Consider the following 16,885-nt stretch of genomic DNA (forward strand, 5'->3'; position numbering starts at 1 on the left):
AGAACTGAACGAATTCTTTCGTTAACGGCGGAGAGTACGTAAACCTAAGGTCATTCGTAAAGGGAAATTTCGCCGCAGAACTGTAATAGCTCTACGGCATCAACTTTTACATTATATCCCGCCAGAAGGTCTTTTAAGATACGCGGATGCATATGCACTTTCTGGCAACAACGAATGGTCAGATGTTGCGGCTGCCCGGCTTGATCGCCGGAATGGCGGCCAGTTCCGGCGGCAGATTGTCAGCCGGATAAGCGGGCACTTCATATTCTGCAAGCGCGATCAGCTTGGTGCCGACATCCGCCTTGCCGGCAGAGCGGTCAACGATACAAGCCGCTGCCACAACTTCGATGCCGAGTTCCTTCATGCATTCGATGGTTTCGCGGATCGACAGGCCCGTCGTCACGATATCTTCCACGATGACGACACGCGCGCCCTTGGGCACATCGAAGCGACGCAGGCGAAACACGCCGTTTTCGCGCTCGACCCACACCGACGGCACGCCAAGGTGACGCGACGTTTCGTAAGACGGGATCAGACCGCCAATGGCTGGACCGACCACATAGTCGATGGGGCCGAGATTTGCCGCCTTGATCTTCTCAGCCAGTGCCTTGCAGAGCTTTTCCGTCTTGTCGGCATGCATGAACACGCGCGCCTTTTGCAGAAAAATGGGGCTGCGAAGGCCGGAAGTGAGAATGAAATGGCCTTCGAGGATCGCTCCCGCTTCGCGGAAGACGGCAAGCACGCCTTCGGTGTTCATCTTGGTCCTATCCGTTCACGCGCTTTGCGCCGCTGACGCTCGCGCTTTCTTTCAATTGGGAAATGATGCGGTTGAGGTGCTTCAGATCCCACACTTCAACGTCGATGATCATTTCGGTAAAGTCCGGCGCTGTGCGCACCATGGAGAGATTGTGAATATTGGCGTCATTGGCCGCAACAATCTGGGCAATCTCCGCCAGCGAACCGGGGGAATTGATCGCAGAAACGCTCACACGGGCCGGGAAACGCTCATGCATCGTTTCATCGATATCCCAGCGCACGTCGATCCAGCGTTCCGGCTGATCGTCATAGGCGGTCAGCGCCGGTGACTGGATCGGATAGATGGTGATACCGGCGCCCGGCTGGAGAATGCCCACGATGCGGTCGCCCGGAACAGCACCTTCCGGCGCGAACCGCACCGGCAGATCGGAGTTGGTGCCGCGGATCGGCAAAGCACGTTTGCCCGGCTTTGGCGCGGATTCCTGATCCTTATCCTTGCCGCCTTCCGGATCTTCGCTGCCTTCAGGCACCTTAAAGATCATGCCAGCGGCGTTCTGGATATTGAACCAGCCCTTCTCACCGGTCTTGGCGGGGCTGTTTTGCGAGGTGACGCGGGTATCCTGATAATCGGGATAAACGGCTTTCACGACATCGGTGGACGGCAGTTCGCCGCGCCCGACGGCGGCCAGCACATCTTCCACATCCTTGCGCGCCAGACGTGGCAGGCCCGGCTTCAAAATATCCTTGCTGAATGGCTTTCCGGCGCGCTCGAACGCGCGTTCCAGAATGCGCATACCGAGACCGGAATATTGCTTGCGAACAGCCGAACGCGTTGCGCGACGGATGGCGGCACGCGCCTTGCCGGTTGCAACCAGAGATTCCCATGCTGCGGGCGGCACCTGCGCCTTGGAGCGGATGATATCCACTTCATCGCCGTTTTTCAGCTCGGTCATCAGCGGCATGATGCGGCCATTGACCTTTGCGCCGACACAGCTGTCGCCAATATCGGTGTGAACTGCATAGGCGAAATCGATCGGCGTCGCACCGCGCGGCAGTGCAATCAGGCGGCCTTTCGGCGTAAAACAAAAGACCTGATCCTGAAACAGCTCCAGCTTGGTGTGTTCCAGAAATTCTTCCGGATTGTCACCTTCGGAAAGCTGTTCAATGGTCTGGCGTAGCCAGGCATATGCATTGGTTTCGGTCGAAATGGCATGCGGATTGTTGCCGCTGCCGCGATCCTTATAGATCGAATGCGCAGCCACACCGAATTCGGCGATTTCATCCATCGCACGGGTGCGGATTTGCAGTTCGATACGCTGACGCGACGGCCCGATGATCGTGGTGTGTACCGAGCGATAATCGTTCTGCTTCGGCGTCGAGATATAATCCTTGAAACGCCCCGGCACCATCGACCATGTCGTATGGATCAACCCCAGCGCCCGGTAGCAGTCCTGCACCGTATCGACCATGACGCGGAAGCCGAAAATATCGGAGAGCTGCTCAAAGGACAGACCCTTGGTTTCCATTTTGCGGAACACCGACCATGCCTTCTTCTGGCGGCTTTTGACGCTGGCCTTGATGCCGTTCTTCTCGAATATCTCGGACAGATCCTTTTCGATCTTCTGCAGAAGACCACGGTTCTTTTCCAGAAGTTCGGCCAAACGGTCCGTGACAGCGCGCCATGCATCGGGATTGATATAACGGAAAGCCAGCTCTTCCAGCTCTTCGCGCATGTCCTGCATACCCATGCGGCCAGCAAGAGGCGCATAAATATCCATGGTCTCTTCGGCAATGCGCAGGCGCTTGTCCTCGCGCATCACGCCGAGCGTGCGCATATTGTGCAAACGGTCGGCGAGCTTCACCAGAAGCACGCGGACATCTTCGGAAATGGCCAGAAGCAATTTGCGCAGATTTTCCGCCTGCACCGCCTTCTTGGAAACCAGATCGAGCTTTTTGAGCTTAGTCAGACCTTCGACGAGCTTGCCGATTTCCGGCCCGAACAGTTGATCAATCTCCTGACGGGTCGCGGTCGTGTCTTCGATGGTATCGTGCAGAAGCGCGATGGCAATCGTCGCCTCATCGAGATGCATGTCGGTGAGGATGGCTGCGACTTCGAGCGGATGGGAAAAATAAGGGTCGCCGGAAGCACGTTTCTGGCTGCCATGTTTCTGCATGGCATAGACATATGCCTTGTTAAGAAGCGCCTCGTTTACATCCGGCTTGTATCGCTGCACACGCTCCACAAGCTCATACTGGCGCATCATCTACAACAACTCCTCAAACCAATGTCGGGCGATCAGCGGCCATATCGCAACACCTGAACACCCCTATCGAGCACAACTTCGCAAATTATCGAGTGTTTTGCGAGCTTTAGCACCGATTATCTGCCAACAGGATTAATTTCAGACAGAAATTGACTTCCTGCAAGCCGCCGCAGCGATCATTTTATGTTCACGCGCGTCAAAATACGCGCCGCAGCCAGATGAGCCGCAGCGCGTATAAAATGGATAACCCGAACGAGCCTTAGAAGTCGTCGTTCTTTTCCGGGGCAACCAGACCTTCGATACCGGCCAGAAGCTCTTCTTCCGACATGCGATCGAAAGACACAACATCTTCCTCGGCTGCTTCGGCAATGCCTTCAACGAGCTCGTCGGACGACGAGGTGATCTGGGCCGGAGCAGCAGCTTCCGGTTCGTCCACTTCCACATGCTTCTGCAGCGAGTGGATCAGGTCTTCCTTCAGATCGTCCGGCGAAAGCGTTTCATCGGCGATTTCGCGCAATGCAACGACCGGGTTCTTATCATTGTCGCGGTCGACAGTGATCGAAGCGCCCTGAGAAATCTGGCGGGCGCGATGACCGGCGAGCAGAACCAGCTCGAATCGGTTCTCGACTTTGTCTACGCAGTCCTCAACGGTGACGCGGGCCATACGCGGTCCCTTTCATTTTCGAACTTTAACGGATTTTTTCTGGACATAACGCCTGTTGGGCGAAATTACAAGCGAAAGCGGGATTATAGGCATCTAAAAGCCCTTATCCGCTGTTATGTCCTCGATTTTAAACGATATACCGTATAGTAGCTCATTCCTGTTCAGAATGGAACAATATTAACTAGACCAAAACTCGTTCCCATACCTGAATTGCTACACAGGATAAATTAGCTCACTAAAATAACAACCTATGGTTGCTTGTCTTTCTATAATATCTCCTTAGAAACGCTATAAACGCTATTGGTAGAAATATTTTCGCCAGTCGACGTTTGTGAAACAAATCTGAATACGCGGTCGACGGTCCACTCCCGTTAGGCTGTAAAATGGATATATTACACGATGTTCGATTCTCGTGAAAAAATTGCGCTTTTTATTGATGGCGCCAATTTATACGCAGCATCCAAGACCCTGGGCTTTGACATCGATTACCGCAAGCTTTTGAAGGCATTTCAGAAGCGTGGTTATCTGCTGCGCGCTTATTACTATACTGCGCTTATTGAAGATCAGGAATATTCCTCGATCCGTCCACTGATCGACTGGCTGGATTACAATGGCTACAAGGTGGTCACCAAGGCCGCCAAGGAATTCACCGATTCGACCGGCCGCCGCAAGGTGAAGGGCAATATGGATATCGAACTGACCGTCGATGCCATGCAGCTGACCGACTCGGTTGACCATTTCGTTATTTTCTCCGGCGACGGCGATTTCCGTTCGCTCGCAGAAGCCCTGCAGCGCAAGGGCCGCAAGGTTTCCGTCGTTTCGACGCTGACCACGCAGCCCGCGATGATTTCCGATGAACTGCGCCGTCAGGCCGATCATTTCATCGATCTTGTTTCGCTGAAGGCCGAAATTGGTCGCGACCCGTCTGAGCGCGCACCGCGCCGCCAGGACGACGATCTCGACGAAGGCTATTGATATCAGTCAGGGCTCGAAACCGAGCCCTCTTCGAACTACGCAACGTTTGCGGTTCGGTTGTTAAGAATATCCACTCTTCCGCATGAATCAAAAGAGCGCCTCACAGCGCTCTTTTTCGTTGGCATAAGGTCAGCCCCGGTCGCGGAGCAAACGGGCCTTTTCACGACCCCAGTCGCGTTTCTTTTCCGTCTCGCGCTTGTCGTGGTTCTTCTTGCCGCGTGCGACGGCCAGTTCCAGCTTCGCGCGTCCGCGATCATTAAAGTATAGTTTCAGCGGAACGACAGTCATACCGTCGCGCGAGACCGAGTTGAACAGACGCGAGGCTTCGCGGCGGCTGACCAGAAGCTTGCGCAAACGGCGCGGCTCGTGGTTGAAGCGATTGCCCTGCGTATATTCCGGAATATAGGAATTGATCAGCCAGAACTCGCCGTTCTCGAAGCTGGCATAGCTTTCGGCGATGTTCGACTGATTGGCGCGCAGAGACTTCACCTCGGTGCCAGTCAAAACCAGACCGGCCTCAAGCGTGTCCAAAATCTCGAAATTGAAGCGCGCCTTGCGGTTTTCCGCGATGATCTTGCGCGCAGGGGAATTCTTCGGCTTGTTCATAACTGCACTATATAATGCGTTGCATTTAAAATGAAAACGCTCCCGCGACGGCGGGAGCGTAAAAATCACCAGCTTGCCATTTCTTCAACTGACAACACGGCAATTGCCGGATCAGTTGATGAGGCCTGCATGCTTCATGGCCTGATCGATCTTCTCGGCGGTCGACTCCTCGACCTGCACCATTGGCGAGCGCAGGCTGTTTTCGACACGTCCAAGACGCGACAGCGCATATTTCGGGCCAGATGGATTCGGCTCGATGAACAGCGCCTTGTGCAGCGGCATCAGGCGATCCTGCAACTCCAAAGCCTTGGCGTAATCGCCAGCCTGGCAAGCTTCCTGAAACTCGGCGCACAGGCGCGGCGCGATATTCGATGTCACCGAAATGCACCCTACCCCGCCATGGGCGTTGAAGCCGAGCGCCGTTGCATCCTCGCCCGAAAGCTGGATGAAATCCTTGCCGCAGGTGCCGCGCTGCTCGGAAACGCGCTCGATCTTGCCAGTCGCGTCCTTCACACCGATGATGTTCTTGTGATCGCGCACGAGAGCACCCATCGTTTCAGGCGTCATGTCGATGACCGAACGGCCCGGAATGTTGTAAATGATGAGCGGGATCGAGATCGAGCGGGCAACCCGCGAGAAATGCTCGTAGAGGCCACGCTGGTTCGGCTTATTATAATAAGGCGTAACCACCAGCACGGCATCCGCACCAGCCTTTTCCGCATGCTGGGCGAGTTCAATCGCCTCAACCGTGTTGTTCGAACCTGCGCCGGCGATGACCGGCACGCGACCCGCGGCGACTTCAATGCAAACCTCGATGACGCGCTTGTGCTCATCATGGGAAAGCGTCGGCGTTTCGCCCGTGGTGCCAACGGGCACGAGACCTTTGGTGCCTTCTTTTATCTGCCAGTCAACAAATGCACGAAAAGCTTTCTCATCGAACGCTCCTTCACGATCGAATGGCGTGACAAGCGCGGTAATTGAGCCCTTCAGCATCAGTAACTCCTGAAAAAGATAGACGGAACCTCAAACCTCAAGGGGCACTCGACCTGTGTTGCGGTTTGCGGAGGCGATGAACAATAGTCTTGCAGCAGAAATGGAGCAAGCACATTGCAAGCGGAAAACAGGGGTAATACGGCAGATTTGCGACGAAAATCCCGGCTTTATTTTAGCAACTACCTCGCAGGTCCCGACAGCTGTCCGGGATGGGTATGTCCACCAGCCGTTTCGGCGTCTGCGGTGCGATATTATAAAGATTTTGTTAATCATAGTTTCATTCCTGAGGCGTATCATGAATATCGAAACCTGCGGGCAAAATGGAAGGCTAACAAAAGCCGGATTTTGCTAACATATTTCACTGCAACCAGTATCCCGAATGGCCGGATTTTTGTTTCAGAGTGTGGATGTCTAAAGAAGTCGTAGCGATCAGTATCAGACGAAAGGCCCTGCTTGCAGGATGCCTTATTGCGGTTGCGGTGCAGCCGACGGCTTCGTTTGCGCAATCGTCACTGCCGAGCGAAGTGCCGACACCTCTTGCGCGTCCCTTTGCGCCTGCCGCAGCGCAGTCTCCCGCTTCGCCAATGAATCTGGTGACGCCGACACCGCGTCCCACACCGCCGGATCCGGTTATCACCTCATCATTCAGCCGTGTTGAAAACCCGGCTGCCATTGGCGGCACGCTGAAAAGCGGCCTCGATGCGCTGTATTCGAACAATGTGACAAGTGCGGTTGCCTTTCGTAACGGCATGCCGCGCGGTTCGCTTGACCGGCAGATTCTGACCTGGGCGATTGCGACTTCGGGCATTGACGGTGTTTCAAGCGGTGAAATTGCTGCCGCAACCGCTGAATTGCCCGGCTGGCCCGGCATTTCCACGCTTCAGCGCAGTTCGGAACGGGCTCTATTCAAGGAAAACCCGCCTGCTGGAACGGTGATGGCGGCCTTTGGCAACCGTCGCCCAGTGACCACCGAAGGTATGATCGTGCTGGCGCGCGCCTATGTCAGCATTGGCAATCCTGCGAAGGCGCGTGAACTCCTGTCGCCCTGGTGGGCAACACAGCGTCTGTCGTCGGATGACGAGCAGAAAGTGCTGAAGGAATTCAACGGTGTCCTGACACGGGACGATCACCAGCGGCGTTTTCTGCGCGCGATCTATAATGACCGCACACAGTCAGCCAAGCTGCTTGCCGGTCCCGCACAGGCGCAGTCGCTTTACAATGCCTTTGCAGCCGTCGCTCAGAAGTCGCCCAATGCAGCGGCAACGATTGCTGCCGTGGATCGCTCCTGGCAGGCGAATGCAGCCTATCAGTTCCTGAAGATTCGCTATCTGCGTCGCGCTGAGCGCTATGACGACGCCACCGATCTGATGTTGAAGGCGCCGCGTCAGGCCGCCATGCTGGTTGATCCTGACGCTTGGTGGACCGAACGGCGGATTCTGTCGCGGGAGTTGCTCGACCTCGGTAAACCGCAGCTTGCCTATAAGGTGGTCGCGGCTCACGCCGCCGAATCGCCAACGGTTGCAGCCGAAGCGGAATTCCATGCCGGTTGGTATGCGTTGCGCGCGCTCAAGCAGCCGAAAACGGCCGCACCGCATTTCGCCAGAATTGCTGAGATTTCTGCCCGGCCGATTTCCGCATCGCGCGCCTATTATTGGCTTGGACGCGCCGCGGACGCGGGAAGTGGTGGCAATGCGCGCGATTATTATCGCCGCTCCGCCCATTTCGGCACGACCTTTTATGGTCAGCTTTCCGCCGCCAAGCTGGATGAGAAAGCGCCGGAGCTGATCTATCCGCGACCAAGTGATACGGATCGCGCTCGCTTTGCCAACCGGAACGCGGTGCAGGCGATCAAGCGTCTGGAACAGATCGGCTATGCCGCCAAGGCGATATCCATCTATACGCAGCTTTCGCAGGAACTCGACAGTGTCGGCGAGCTCGCCTTGCTGGCCGTCATGGCCGAGCGCAACGAGAACCACTATCTGGCGCTGCGCGTCGGCAAAACCGCCGCGATGCGCGGGCTTGATGTCGGCGCACTATCTCATCCGCTCGGCGCCATCCCGGCCAGCGCCAATATCAGCGGCTCAGGCAAGGCGCTTGCCTATGCGATCGCGCGTCAGGAAAGCGAATTCAATGTCGGCGCCGTTTCCAAGGCTGGAGCACGTGGTCTGTTGCAGCTGATGCCAGCGACCGCCAAAAGCGTCGCCACACGCAACGGCATGGCTTTCTCCGCACCGCGACTGACAAGCGACGCTGGCTATAACGCCACGCTCGGCGCGCATTTTCTTGGCGAACAGCTTGACCGGTTCAACGGTTCCTATGTGCTGACTTTTGCCGGATATAATGCCGGGCCGCGCCGCGCTTCAGAATGGGTCGAGAAATATGGTGATCCGCGCGGTCAGTCGATCGAAGAGATCGTGGACTGGATCGAGCGCATTCCCTATTCGGAAACGCGCAATTATGTGCAGCGCGTTATGGAAAATTACGAGGTCTATAAAGCTCGCCTGACCGGTTCTGCCGATATCGAAACCGATCTGGTTTACGGGCGTCGATAGACAGCTTCAAATTCTGCGGGATGCGCTACAAAACATCATCCCGTAACTCCATCAAGCGTCAGTTTTCTTGACAGGCTTGGCCTTCGGCCTTGCAGGAGCTTTCTTGGCTCTGACTGGCCGTTTGGCCGCGGGCTTGCTCGTGGCTTCTGTGAGCTTTGCTGCCTGCGCGATCCAGTTTTCGCGTGCGATTCGGCGCGGGAAGCCAATGTGACGTTCGATCCACGCGGCTTCTTCGTCTGACCAACTTGCAATCTGGTCATAATGATAAACGCCGAGCTTATTGAGCATCGTCTGGATGGCTTTGCCGATACCGCTGATCACGGTCAGATCATCCGTCTTGTCTTCACGGGGCGCATCGAGCAGTTCAGGACGGCCCGGATCTTTCGGCTCGCGCGGTTCTTCTGGTTCTGCAGCCGGAACCGGCAGTGGTCCGCCTACGACTTCCGCGTCCGGCACAGGCGCCTTCTTCGGCGCACTGACTTTTTGTGGCTTCTTGTCTTTCGGCAGCGACGCCGCTTCTACCGGAGCAGCGACAGGCTGAACGGATTCGGGCTTCTCGTCCACGGCAGGAGGCGTCGAGAGCGCAGCCGCAACGATTATACGTTCCTCGTCGGTCATGGCCTTGCTTTTGCCCCGGAACAATTTGCCCAGAACACATCCCACGATAAACGCCACCGCAACAAGGATCGCCAGTTGAATGATCAGCAACGGCATGTCGGTTTCCCTCGTACTCTATACTACACGCGCCATAACCTGTTGATTAAGCGCATCTTATCTCTTGCAGGCCGAGCCAGTTCGGCGGCTGCTTTATTTACGACCGCTCAGCCATCCGACGACGATCCCGATCAATATCGCCGCGAGAAGAACGGGCCAGAATGTTTCAGCAAGATAAAGCATCAAAACCTGCACTGGGTTTCATGGGTCAGCCCCACGCATTAGTCATAATAAGAAAGCAAAATTTGAAACAGCGAAACTGTCAACTTCGAACAGGAAAGTCACCCGAATCCCTGCCCTAGCGTAAGCTTAATCCCATAGAATCACGGCTGGGCTATATCGGATGCCGCCAGATTCAAACCGAATGGCAACGGCTTGGCCAATATATCGGTCATTGCTTGATATTGCTCGGCGCTTGCCGCCTTCCCTTTGATCGAAAGCGACCCGTCGGTGATCGTTACCTCGCCATCCGCAAGCGTTTTGGTCAAAGTGAGAGCGAAAAGAACACTGTCAGAAAATTGTGGCCAGCTTCCGCGCGCCAAGGCCATTTCGTCATCAAGCGACGAGCCGGGCGCGACACCTTCTGCGACTTCCATGATCTGGTCACGGAGCGCATTTTCGGGAATGGAGCCTGAAAAGACCAGGGCGTCATTGCTCTTTTCGATCTTAAAAACATAAGGCGACGTGGCAGGCAGAACAGATGTGAGATCCGTGATGTCGTTGATTCCCCATACAGCACGCAAAGCAGCACGCGCCGCTTCCTGCTCTGCGGGATCAGGCGCAATGCCCTTCACTGTAATGTCGCGGCCTTCAATATCGAAGCCAGTCCAGACATAGGGTGCCAATGCTTCGGACGTGCGAGTGGAAATATCGGTCTGAACCCGATCCACCCCGAACCACAGAGCCAGAGCCGTCAGTGTTGCGGTCCACGTTACACCCGGCCAGAACCAGCTTTTCATGTCGCCTCACCTTCCGTGTCTGTGATCCGCTTCTTCGAAGCAGCGCATTGCGATAGATCATTCGTACAAAGACAGGACATTCAACAAATGCAAGAGCCGTTCAAATCAGAGAACAACAAAAAACCCGACAGCTGAGCTGCCGGGTTTCTTGTAGCCAATCCGTAAAGGATTAGAACGAACGCTGGAAGCGGATGGTGCCGCCGATCGCGTCCTTTTCGGTGATGCCACCGTCATAGGCGCGCCAGTCGTTGCTGAAGCGGGTGTAGTTGATTTCCGGCGTGATGGTGAAGCCAGGAACCAGCTCGTAAGCAACGTTAGCAGCAATTGCGGTCTTGCCCCAATCGTCATGCGCGCCCTGAAGGTTGAAGACAGCCTTGTCGGTTGCCTTGAACTTCAGACCACCCCAGACAGCCCAATCGCCGCCCCACTGGCCGTACATCTGGTCCGGATTTTCTTCCGAAGCATATGCACCCTGCAACCAAACCGAGAAGCGGTCGGTGATGTTGACGTCGCCGCGAACCTTAGCAGCCCACTCTTCGATGACCGAGTCGTAAGCTACGACGCCAGCGATCGAACCCCAGCCGCCAGCATACTTCAGGCCACCAACAACATGCGGCATGTAGCCGTCGATTGCATAGTCGCCAGCGCCGGTAAAGCCGCCGTCGTTGTCCGCACCCTGTTCAAGAGCGATTACAGCCGAGAAGCCGTTGCCGCCAGTGAAGGTGTACGAGATCTTGCCCGTGCGATATGCGCCAGCCGAGACCACGTCATCGTTGATGATGTCGCCGAGGTAACCGGTGAAGGTGTGGAATTCCGACTCATCAATACCGACCTTCAGGCCGCCGAGTTCGATATAGGCGAACTGCATAACGACGTCGGAAGAGTTCGAGCCATAAACGCCGTCTTCACGGGAATTAGCCGAAGCATAGTTGAAGCGGGTTTCAGTGAACGTCTTCAGCGTGCCGAGTTCGGTTTCCGAAGCGGTCGAGGTACGCAGAGCGAAACGAGCGCCCTTGTCCCAACCTTCACGATCCGTACCCGAGTAAACGTTGTCGCCGCCCTTTACGTCGTAACGGACGTAACCATGGATGCGCAGGCAGGTTTCGGTGCCTGGGATGTAGAAGTAGCCAGCGCCGTATGCGTCGCAAACGCGAACATATTCAACGGCTTCGGGCTCTGGCGCGACGATTGCGTCGGCAGCCTGAGCGCCGGAAGCTGCAACCAGAGCTGCAGCGGAGCCGAGAAGAAGGCTCTTGATGTTCATTTCTGACCTCCAGTCAAAGTTAAAAATGGGTCTGGGCATTCTGATTTGGCTGAAGGACAACCTGTCCCCATCCCCTTGTGAAAAAGTCGCCCCGAAGCGCTCCTTCTTCTGGATGTGAAGATACTCGCCCGCTCTTTCGTTTCAACACCGAATACGGCTTACCTGCCCCAGCAAGGCCTCTATGCAGAATGGTTGTTGCAGAAAAGACACGAAATTGTCAGCTTTGAGTGAGGTTCTTTAGTCTTTATTAACATTAGTAAATCGAAATTAATCGATCTTAACGATTGAAAACGTGTGTTTTTTCAGTTTGGAAGCTTAACACGGCTCGAGATTCCCTTGTTTATGGCCTGGGGATTGGAAAGTGTCCTCCAGATGGCAAGGAACGAGCGATTCTTCTTTAAAGAGTCCGAATCTCTTTCATTTCCAATGGCATTATTATGCGACAGAGCAATGAAGGATTCGTCGTTGAAACGCCGCAAATCGGGCCTGAACCATGATTGCCTTATATATAAAGGGTGTAATTCTCAGGAAATTTTACCAGCTACTGCGTAAATCGCTTGAAATGCCGCCACGTACCGGCTATCTCGCCCTTACCGGAGAGGTGGCCGAGTGGTCGAAGGCGCTCCCCTGCTAAGGGAGTAGACCTCATAAGGGTCTCGTGGGTTCGAATCCCATCCTCTCCGCCACTGCGCTGCCAGCGCACACCAATCCTTCCATCAAAAATGCAGACATTATCTCCGCGTTGGGCCGATTCTCACGCTCTCCATCGACGGCGTGTTGATCTTGTCTTTTGACAAGCTGAATCAGAAAAATCCATAAGTATCTGAATTAAAATAGTTTTTTGACATGATGTCGATTCTTGACTGGAGGTCAGAAATGAACATCAAGAGCCTTCTTCTCGGCTCCGCTGCAGCTCTGGTTGCAGCTTCCGGCGCTCAGGCTGCCGACGCAATCGTCGCGCCAGAGCCCGAAGCCGTTGAATATGTTCGCGTTTGCGACGCATACGGCGCTGGCTACTTCTACATCCCAGGCACCGAAACCTGCCTGCGCATCCATGGTTACGTCCGTTACGACGTAAAGGGCGGCGATGACGTCTACACCGGTTTCGACCGCAAGGGCTGGGACAAGGGCGCTCGTTTCGCGCTTCGCACCTCGACCGCTTCGGAAACCGAACTCGGTACGCTGAAGACCTATACCGAAACCCGCTTCAACTATGGCGCAGCTAACTCGCGTCATGACGGCGACTACGGCTTCACCGGTTCTGACGTTGCTCTGCAGTTCGCCTATATCGAACTCGGCGGCCTGAAGGTCGGCATCGATGAGTCGGAGTTCCACACCTTCACCGGCTACCTCGGCGATGTCATCAACGATGACGTGGTCGCAGCTGGCGGATACCAGACCGGTAAGATCTCGTACACCTTCACTGGCGGCAATGGCTTCTCGGCTGTGATCGCTCTCGAACAGGGTGACGATGGCTTCACGATCGACGGCTACATGCCGCATGTTGTTGGTGGCCTGAAGTATGCTGGCGGCTGGGGTTCAATCGCTGGCGTCGTAGCTTACGACTCGGTTATCGAAGAGTGGGCAGCCAAAGTTCGCGGCGACATCAACATCACCGACCGCTTCTCGGTTTGGTTGCAGGGTGGTTACGCTTCGGAAGAATCTCCGCTGCAGATGTACGGCCAGTGGGGCGGCGATTGGGCTGTCTGGGGTGGCGCGAAGTTCAAGGCAACCGACAAGGCTGTCATCAACATTCAGGGCGCACATGACGACTGGGGCAAGACCGCAGTTACGGCTAACGTCGCTTACGAGCTGGTCCCTGGCTTCACCATCACGCCAGAAGTTTCGTACACCCGCTTCGGTGGCGAATGGCGCGACTACGCTGGCGACAAGGATGCCCTTGGCGGCATGGTTCGCTTCCAGCGTTCATTCTAATCAGACCAACGTCTGAATCAAAGACGCCAGCGGGAAACCGCTGGCGTCTGCAATCATAGGATCAGTGTTCACAGAGCTGTGAAGTCACCCGCGCCAAAATGGGGATTTTGAACGGGCGGCGACAAGGGGAGTTATCGAGAAACTGGAAATTGGGGACAAACGGGGGCCTGAAACAAGGATCGCACCATGTCTCTGCATAAAGTTAGCCTACTTATCTTGTGCTTCTTTAATTATTCCATTAGTTGTGCAACCCGCAGAATGCCGGGGGGCACAAAATGATAACTATTGGGGAAACGGTAGTTGGTACTGGTGACAAATACGCGCCGATCATCGACTACAATCTGAATTACGCATCCGACAGAAGCCAAAACCATAGGCTCGTAGAGAAATTCTCTATCGCTGAGCTGACGGGAAAATACATAAACATTCTGTGGGATGACGGCTCGCACAAATATAATGTTAGGTCGTTTCTCGGCGAGATCGACGAAATTTTGAAGGGCGAACGCTTTTCAGGTTTCGATCAGGAAATGCTTGATTCCCTTATTGGCACGCTTCGTGAGCGCGGCAACAGCAATGCAACCATCAACAGAAAGATGGCTGCGCTGAGCAAGCTGCTGCGAAAGGCGCATAAAATGGGGGATATCTACAGTCTGCCGGAGTTTGTCCGACAGAAAGAACGGGTGGGACGCATCCGCTTTCTCGAATATGAGGAAGAAAAGCGGCTGTTCGCGGCGATCAAATCGCGCTGCGAAGACAGCTTCCGGCTTGCAGTGTTCCTCGTCGATTCAGGCTGCCGTCTTGGCGAGGCCATTGGACTGACGTGGAATGATTTGCAGGATCATCGCGTCACCTTCTGGCTCACCAAATCCAATAGAAGCCGAACAGTCCCCCTCACCCGCCGTGCGGGAAAGGCGACGAAGATTCCGCATGAGCGGCTCAAAGGGCCATTTGCGATGCTCAACCAAGTCCGGTTTCGACAGATCTGGAATGACGCCAAGATGCAAGTCGGTCTGGGCACCGACGATCAGGTCGTACCGCATATTCTGCGTCACACCTGCGCTTCCCGCCTTGTTCGCGGCGGCATTGATATTCGCCGTGTCCAGATGTGGCTTGGCCACCAGACACTGCAAATGACCATGCGATACGCGCATCTGGCAACAAATGATCTCGATTCTTGCGTGAAAGTGCTGGAAGTCCACTAGGGGCTTTCCAGCTTTAGTTCAGCGCGCTCACACGCGAAAACAATTCGCTGTGCTTTGCAAGCCCTGCTTGTAAGGGACAGAGAAGACGAAATTCAGTGCTTTAATCGCTATTGTGCCAGACGAATCAGCACACCGAGCCTTGTTCGATTCCCCTTGAACGGGCACCACTGTCTCAGGTTGACAGCGGCATTTCCTTGCTTGCTTCCTGCGCCAAGCTGCAAGCGAACTTCAAGCCCATAGCACCTGGTATTTCCGTTGCTGCACTGCAGGCTAGAAAGGTTGACGCATGTGCCGTCATGGAATGCCTTCCCCCAATCATTTAAGATTCTGAGTTTCCTGCCGCTTCCACACAGTCTCTCGCGCATATTGATCGCTTGAAACGGGAGAGCAACTGACACGGCAAGTACGGTCTGTCGCGCCTGCACTGATCAAACTATCAAACCTGTTCGGACAAAACGCCGGACTTATCTAGCCAATCCTGATTATGATTTCGAACCATGGATATAGACACTTGATCGGAATGTCAGCAACCGCAATGAAACAGACGAACTCGACCGCGGCCGATGCTCAGCACCACCAATATTCAACGCATTCGTTAGTTAGCATGTTGATAAACGATTGAGGTCGGTGAAACGCCTTCGCCCGAACAGTCCACTGGCATAATCCCAACTTTTCGCGTCGCTACAGCCAGCAAACAAACTGCCGCACATCCGACAGACGCTTTTCTCACCATTCAGGTGGAACCAACGGACATGACTTGCTATGCCTTTTAATCGGGAGGACGAACGGCCACGTGGTAACAGCTGCGGACCATCTCGCCTGAGCAAGCCGCCTTCATTGCCTGACTGAAAGCTGACTGGATATCGCCATGGGATCACCCCGCCTCACCCCTCTTGTCGAAAAGCTGCCTTCAACCGTGCCGTTTATCGGTCCAGAAACGCTGGAATTGCAGCGTGGCAAGCCTTTCAAAGCCCGCATCGGTGCGAATGAGAGCAGCTTTGGCCCGGCACCATCGGTGATTGAGGCGATGCAACGCGAAGCCGCCGAGGTCTGGAAATATGGCGACCCCGAAAACTACGAACTGCGCCACGCCATTGCAGCCCATCATGGTGTGAAAGCGGAAAACATCATGCCCGGCGCTGGCGTTGATGCTCTGCTTGGGCTGGTCGTTCGGCAATATGTTCGCGAAGGCGATAAGGTTATCAACTCGCTTGGCGGTTATCCGACCTTCAATTACCACGTCGCAGGTTACGGCGGCGCATTGGTCACCGTCCCTTATCGCAACGATAAATCCGATCTGGACGGCCTGCTCGCCGCGGCAAAGCGCGAGAACGCCGCCATCCTCTATGTCGCGAATCCCGACAACCCGATGGGTACCTGGCATGAAGGGGCTGATATCCTGTCCTTCATCGAGGGCATTCCTGAAACGACGATGCTCATTCTGGATGAAGCCTATTGCGAGACTGGGCCCGATTCGGCGTTCCCGTCTTTTGAAACAGATCGGCCGAATATCCTCCGCATGCGTACCTTCTCAAAAGCCTATGGGCTGGCTGGCATTCGCTGCGGTTATGTTGTCGGCTGCGCCGAAGCGATCCGCTCCTTCGACAAGATTCGTGACCATTTTGCCGTGAACCGCGTAGCACAAGCGGCCGCTATCGCGGCGCTTAAAGATCGGGCCTATCTCAAGGATGTTGTCGCGAAAATCCATGCAGGTCGCGACCGTATCGCTGCTATGCGGCAGCCAACGGTTTGAGCGCTATTCCTTCGGCAACCAATTTCGTGGCTATTGATTGCGGCCGCGACGCGGCATTTGCCACGGCCATAATGAATGGACTGATCGCGCGCGATGTTTTCGTGCGCAAGCCGGGCGCGCCGGTTCTTGACCGCTGCATTCGCGTGAGTGTGGGGATCGAAGAACAGCTGGATGTTTTCGAAGCCGCCCTGCCCGGCGCATTGGAAGACGCCCGCCAATCCATCAAAAGCACCGAAACTGTTTGAATA

Annotated in this window: 12 protein-coding genes, 1 tRNA gene and 1 pseudogene; 6 read left to right on the top strand and 8 right to left on the bottom strand. The window is 55.2% G+C overall.

Going from position 1 to position 16,885, the window contains the following annotated elements:
• Nucleotides 1–178: 178 nt before the first annotated feature.
• From pyrE to rpoZ, 3 genes are all read right to left on the bottom strand, one after another.
• On the bottom strand, nucleotides 179–757 hold the full coding sequence (gene pyrE, locus FHW00_RS17155) for an orotate phosphoribosyltransferase (RefSeq protein WP_078340704.1): 579 nt from the start codon (nucleotides 755–757) through the stop codon (nucleotides 179–181).
• 7 nt (nucleotides 758–764) lie between these two features.
• A complete protein-coding gene (locus FHW00_RS17160) occupies nucleotides 765–3,020 on the bottom strand; it encodes a RelA/SpoT family protein (protein WP_078340703.1) in 2,256 nt (751 codons plus the stop codon).
• Between the two features lie 259 nt (nucleotides 3,021–3,279).
• Nucleotides 3,280–3,684 (bottom strand): DNA-directed RNA polymerase subunit omega, encoded by a 405-nt coding sequence (rpoZ, locus tag FHW00_RS17165; RefSeq protein ID WP_078340702.1) that lies wholly within the window; start codon nucleotides 3,682–3,684, stop codon nucleotides 3,280–3,282.
• A 399-nt stretch (nucleotides 3,685–4,083) separates the two neighbouring features.
• On the opposite strand from rpoZ, the gene FHW00_RS17170 reads away from it, so the two are divergent.
• A complete protein-coding gene (locus FHW00_RS17170; RefSeq protein WP_078340701.1) occupies nucleotides 4,084–4,659 on the top strand; it encodes a LabA-like NYN domain-containing protein in 576 nt (191 codons plus the stop codon).
• Nucleotides 4,660–4,788: 129 nt separating this feature from the next.
• On the opposite strand, the gene smpB is transcribed toward FHW00_RS17170, so the two are convergent.
• Both smpB and dapA read right to left on the bottom strand, forming a co-directional pair.
• Complete coding sequence (gene smpB / locus FHW00_RS17175; RefSeq protein WP_078340700.1) at nucleotides 4,789–5,265, bottom strand: SsrA-binding protein SmpB; 477 nt, start codon at nucleotides 5,263–5,265, stop codon at nucleotides 4,789–4,791.
• 111 nt (nucleotides 5,266–5,376) lie between these two features.
• Nucleotides 5,377–6,258 (bottom strand): 4-hydroxy-tetrahydrodipicolinate synthase, encoded by an 882-nt coding sequence (gene dapA, locus FHW00_RS17180; protein ID WP_078340699.1) that lies wholly within the window; start codon nucleotides 6,256–6,258, stop codon nucleotides 5,377–5,379.
• 407 nt (nucleotides 6,259–6,665) lie between these two features.
• Here dapA and FHW00_RS17185 point away from each other — a divergent pair, with 407 nt between their 5' ends.
• A complete protein-coding gene (locus tag FHW00_RS17185) occupies nucleotides 6,666–8,810 on the top strand; it encodes a lytic transglycosylase domain-containing protein (RefSeq protein WP_078340698.1) in 2,145 nt (714 codons plus the stop codon).
• A 51-nt stretch (nucleotides 8,811–8,861) separates the two neighbouring features.
• Here the strand turns inward: FHW00_RS17185 and FHW00_RS17190 are convergent, their stop codons facing one another.
• The 3 genes from FHW00_RS17190 to FHW00_RS17200 all read right to left on the bottom strand — a co-directional run bounded on the left by FHW00_RS17190 (nucleotide 8,862) and on the right by FHW00_RS17200 (nucleotide 11,747).
• Nucleotides 8,862–9,524: a 50S ribosomal protein L21 gene (locus tag FHW00_RS17190; protein ID WP_078340697.1), complete on the bottom strand. Its 663-nt coding sequence runs from the start codon at nucleotides 9,522–9,524 to the stop codon at nucleotides 8,862–8,864.
• Between the two features lie 323 nt (nucleotides 9,525–9,847).
• Entirely contained in the window at nucleotides 9,848–10,483 is a 636-nt protein-coding gene (locus FHW00_RS17195; RefSeq protein ID WP_078340696.1) for a BON domain-containing protein, read from the bottom strand.
• A gap of 169 nt (nucleotides 10,484–10,652) precedes the next feature.
• The gene (locus tag FHW00_RS17200) at nucleotides 10,653–11,747 is read right to left on the bottom strand and encodes a porin (protein WP_182514671.1); all 1,095 of its coding nucleotides are present in this window, start codon (nucleotides 11,745–11,747) and stop codon (nucleotides 10,653–10,655) included.
• Between the two features lie 595 nt (nucleotides 11,748–12,342).
• Between FHW00_RS17200 and FHW00_RS17205 the strand changes: the two genes are divergently transcribed.
• The 4 genes and pseudogenes from FHW00_RS17205 to FHW00_RS17220 all read left to right on the top strand — a co-directional run bounded on the left by FHW00_RS17205 (nucleotide 12,343) and on the right by FHW00_RS17220 (nucleotide 16,882).
• A tRNA-Ser gene (locus FHW00_RS17205) sits at nucleotides 12,343–12,433 on the top strand.
• A gap of 190 nt (nucleotides 12,434–12,623) precedes the next feature.
• Entirely contained in the window at nucleotides 12,624–13,682 is a 1,059-nt protein-coding gene (locus FHW00_RS17210; RefSeq protein WP_078340143.1) for a porin, read from the top strand.
• A gap of 275 nt (nucleotides 13,683–13,957) precedes the next feature.
• Complete coding sequence (locus tag FHW00_RS17215) at nucleotides 13,958–14,884, top strand: tyrosine-type recombinase/integrase (RefSeq protein ID WP_078340144.1); 927 nt, start codon at nucleotides 13,958–13,960, stop codon at nucleotides 14,882–14,884.
• Nucleotides 14,885–15,752: 868 nt separating this feature from the next.
• Nucleotides 15,753–16,882: pseudogene (locus FHW00_RS17220) on the top strand (pyridoxal phosphate-dependent aminotransferase).
• Nucleotides 16,883–16,885: the final 3 nt, after the last annotated feature.

Origin of the sequence: Ochrobactrum sp. P6BSIII, assembly GCF_014138065.1 — a bacterium.
Taxonomy (GTDB): domain Bacteria; phylum Pseudomonadota; class Alphaproteobacteria; order Rhizobiales; family Rhizobiaceae; genus Brucella.

Bases quoted from the DNA above. Each gene is read 5' to 3' on its own strand.
- FHW00_RS17160 (WP_078340703.1), bottom strand. From the start codon at position 3,020: ATGATGCGCCAGTATGAGCTTGTGGAGCGTGTGCAGCGATACAAGCCG.
- FHW00_RS17200 (WP_182514671.1), bottom strand. From the start codon at position 11,747: ATGAACATCAAGAGCCTTCTTCTCGGCTCCGCTGCAGCTCTGGTTGCA.
- dapA (WP_078340699.1), bottom strand. From the start codon at position 6,258: ATGCTGAAGGGCTCAATTACCGCGCTTGTCACGCCATTCGATCGTGAA.
- FHW00_RS17170 (WP_078340701.1), top strand. From the start codon at position 4,084: ATGTTCGATTCTCGTGAAAAAATTGCGCTTTTTATTGATGGCGCCAAT.
- FHW00_RS17215 (WP_078340144.1), top strand. From the start codon at position 13,958: ATGATAACTATTGGGGAAACGGTAGTTGGTACTGGTGACAAATACGCG.
- smpB (WP_078340700.1), bottom strand. From the start codon at position 5,265: ATGAACAAGCCGAAGAATTCCCCTGCGCGCAAGATCATCGCGGAAAAC.
- pyrE (WP_078340704.1), bottom strand. From the start codon at position 757: ATGAACACCGAAGGCGTGCTTGCCGTCTTCCGCGAAGCGGGAGCGATC.
- FHW00_RS17195 (WP_078340696.1), bottom strand. From the start codon at position 10,483: ATGAAAAGCTGGTTCTGGCCGGGTGTAACGTGGACCGCAACACTGACG.
- FHW00_RS17190 (WP_078340697.1), bottom strand. From the start codon at position 9,524: ATGCCGTTGCTGATCATTCAACTGGCGATCCTTGTTGCGGTGGCGTTT.
- rpoZ (WP_078340702.1), bottom strand. From the start codon at position 3,684: ATGGCCCGCGTCACCGTTGAGGACTGCGTAGACAAAGTCGAGAACCGA.
- FHW00_RS17210 (WP_078340143.1), top strand. From the start codon at position 12,624: ATGAACATCAAGAGCCTTCTTCTCGGCTCCGCTGCAGCTCTGGTTGCA.
- FHW00_RS17185 (WP_078340698.1), top strand. From the start codon at position 6,666: ATGTCTAAAGAAGTCGTAGCGATCAGTATCAGACGAAAGGCCCTGCTT.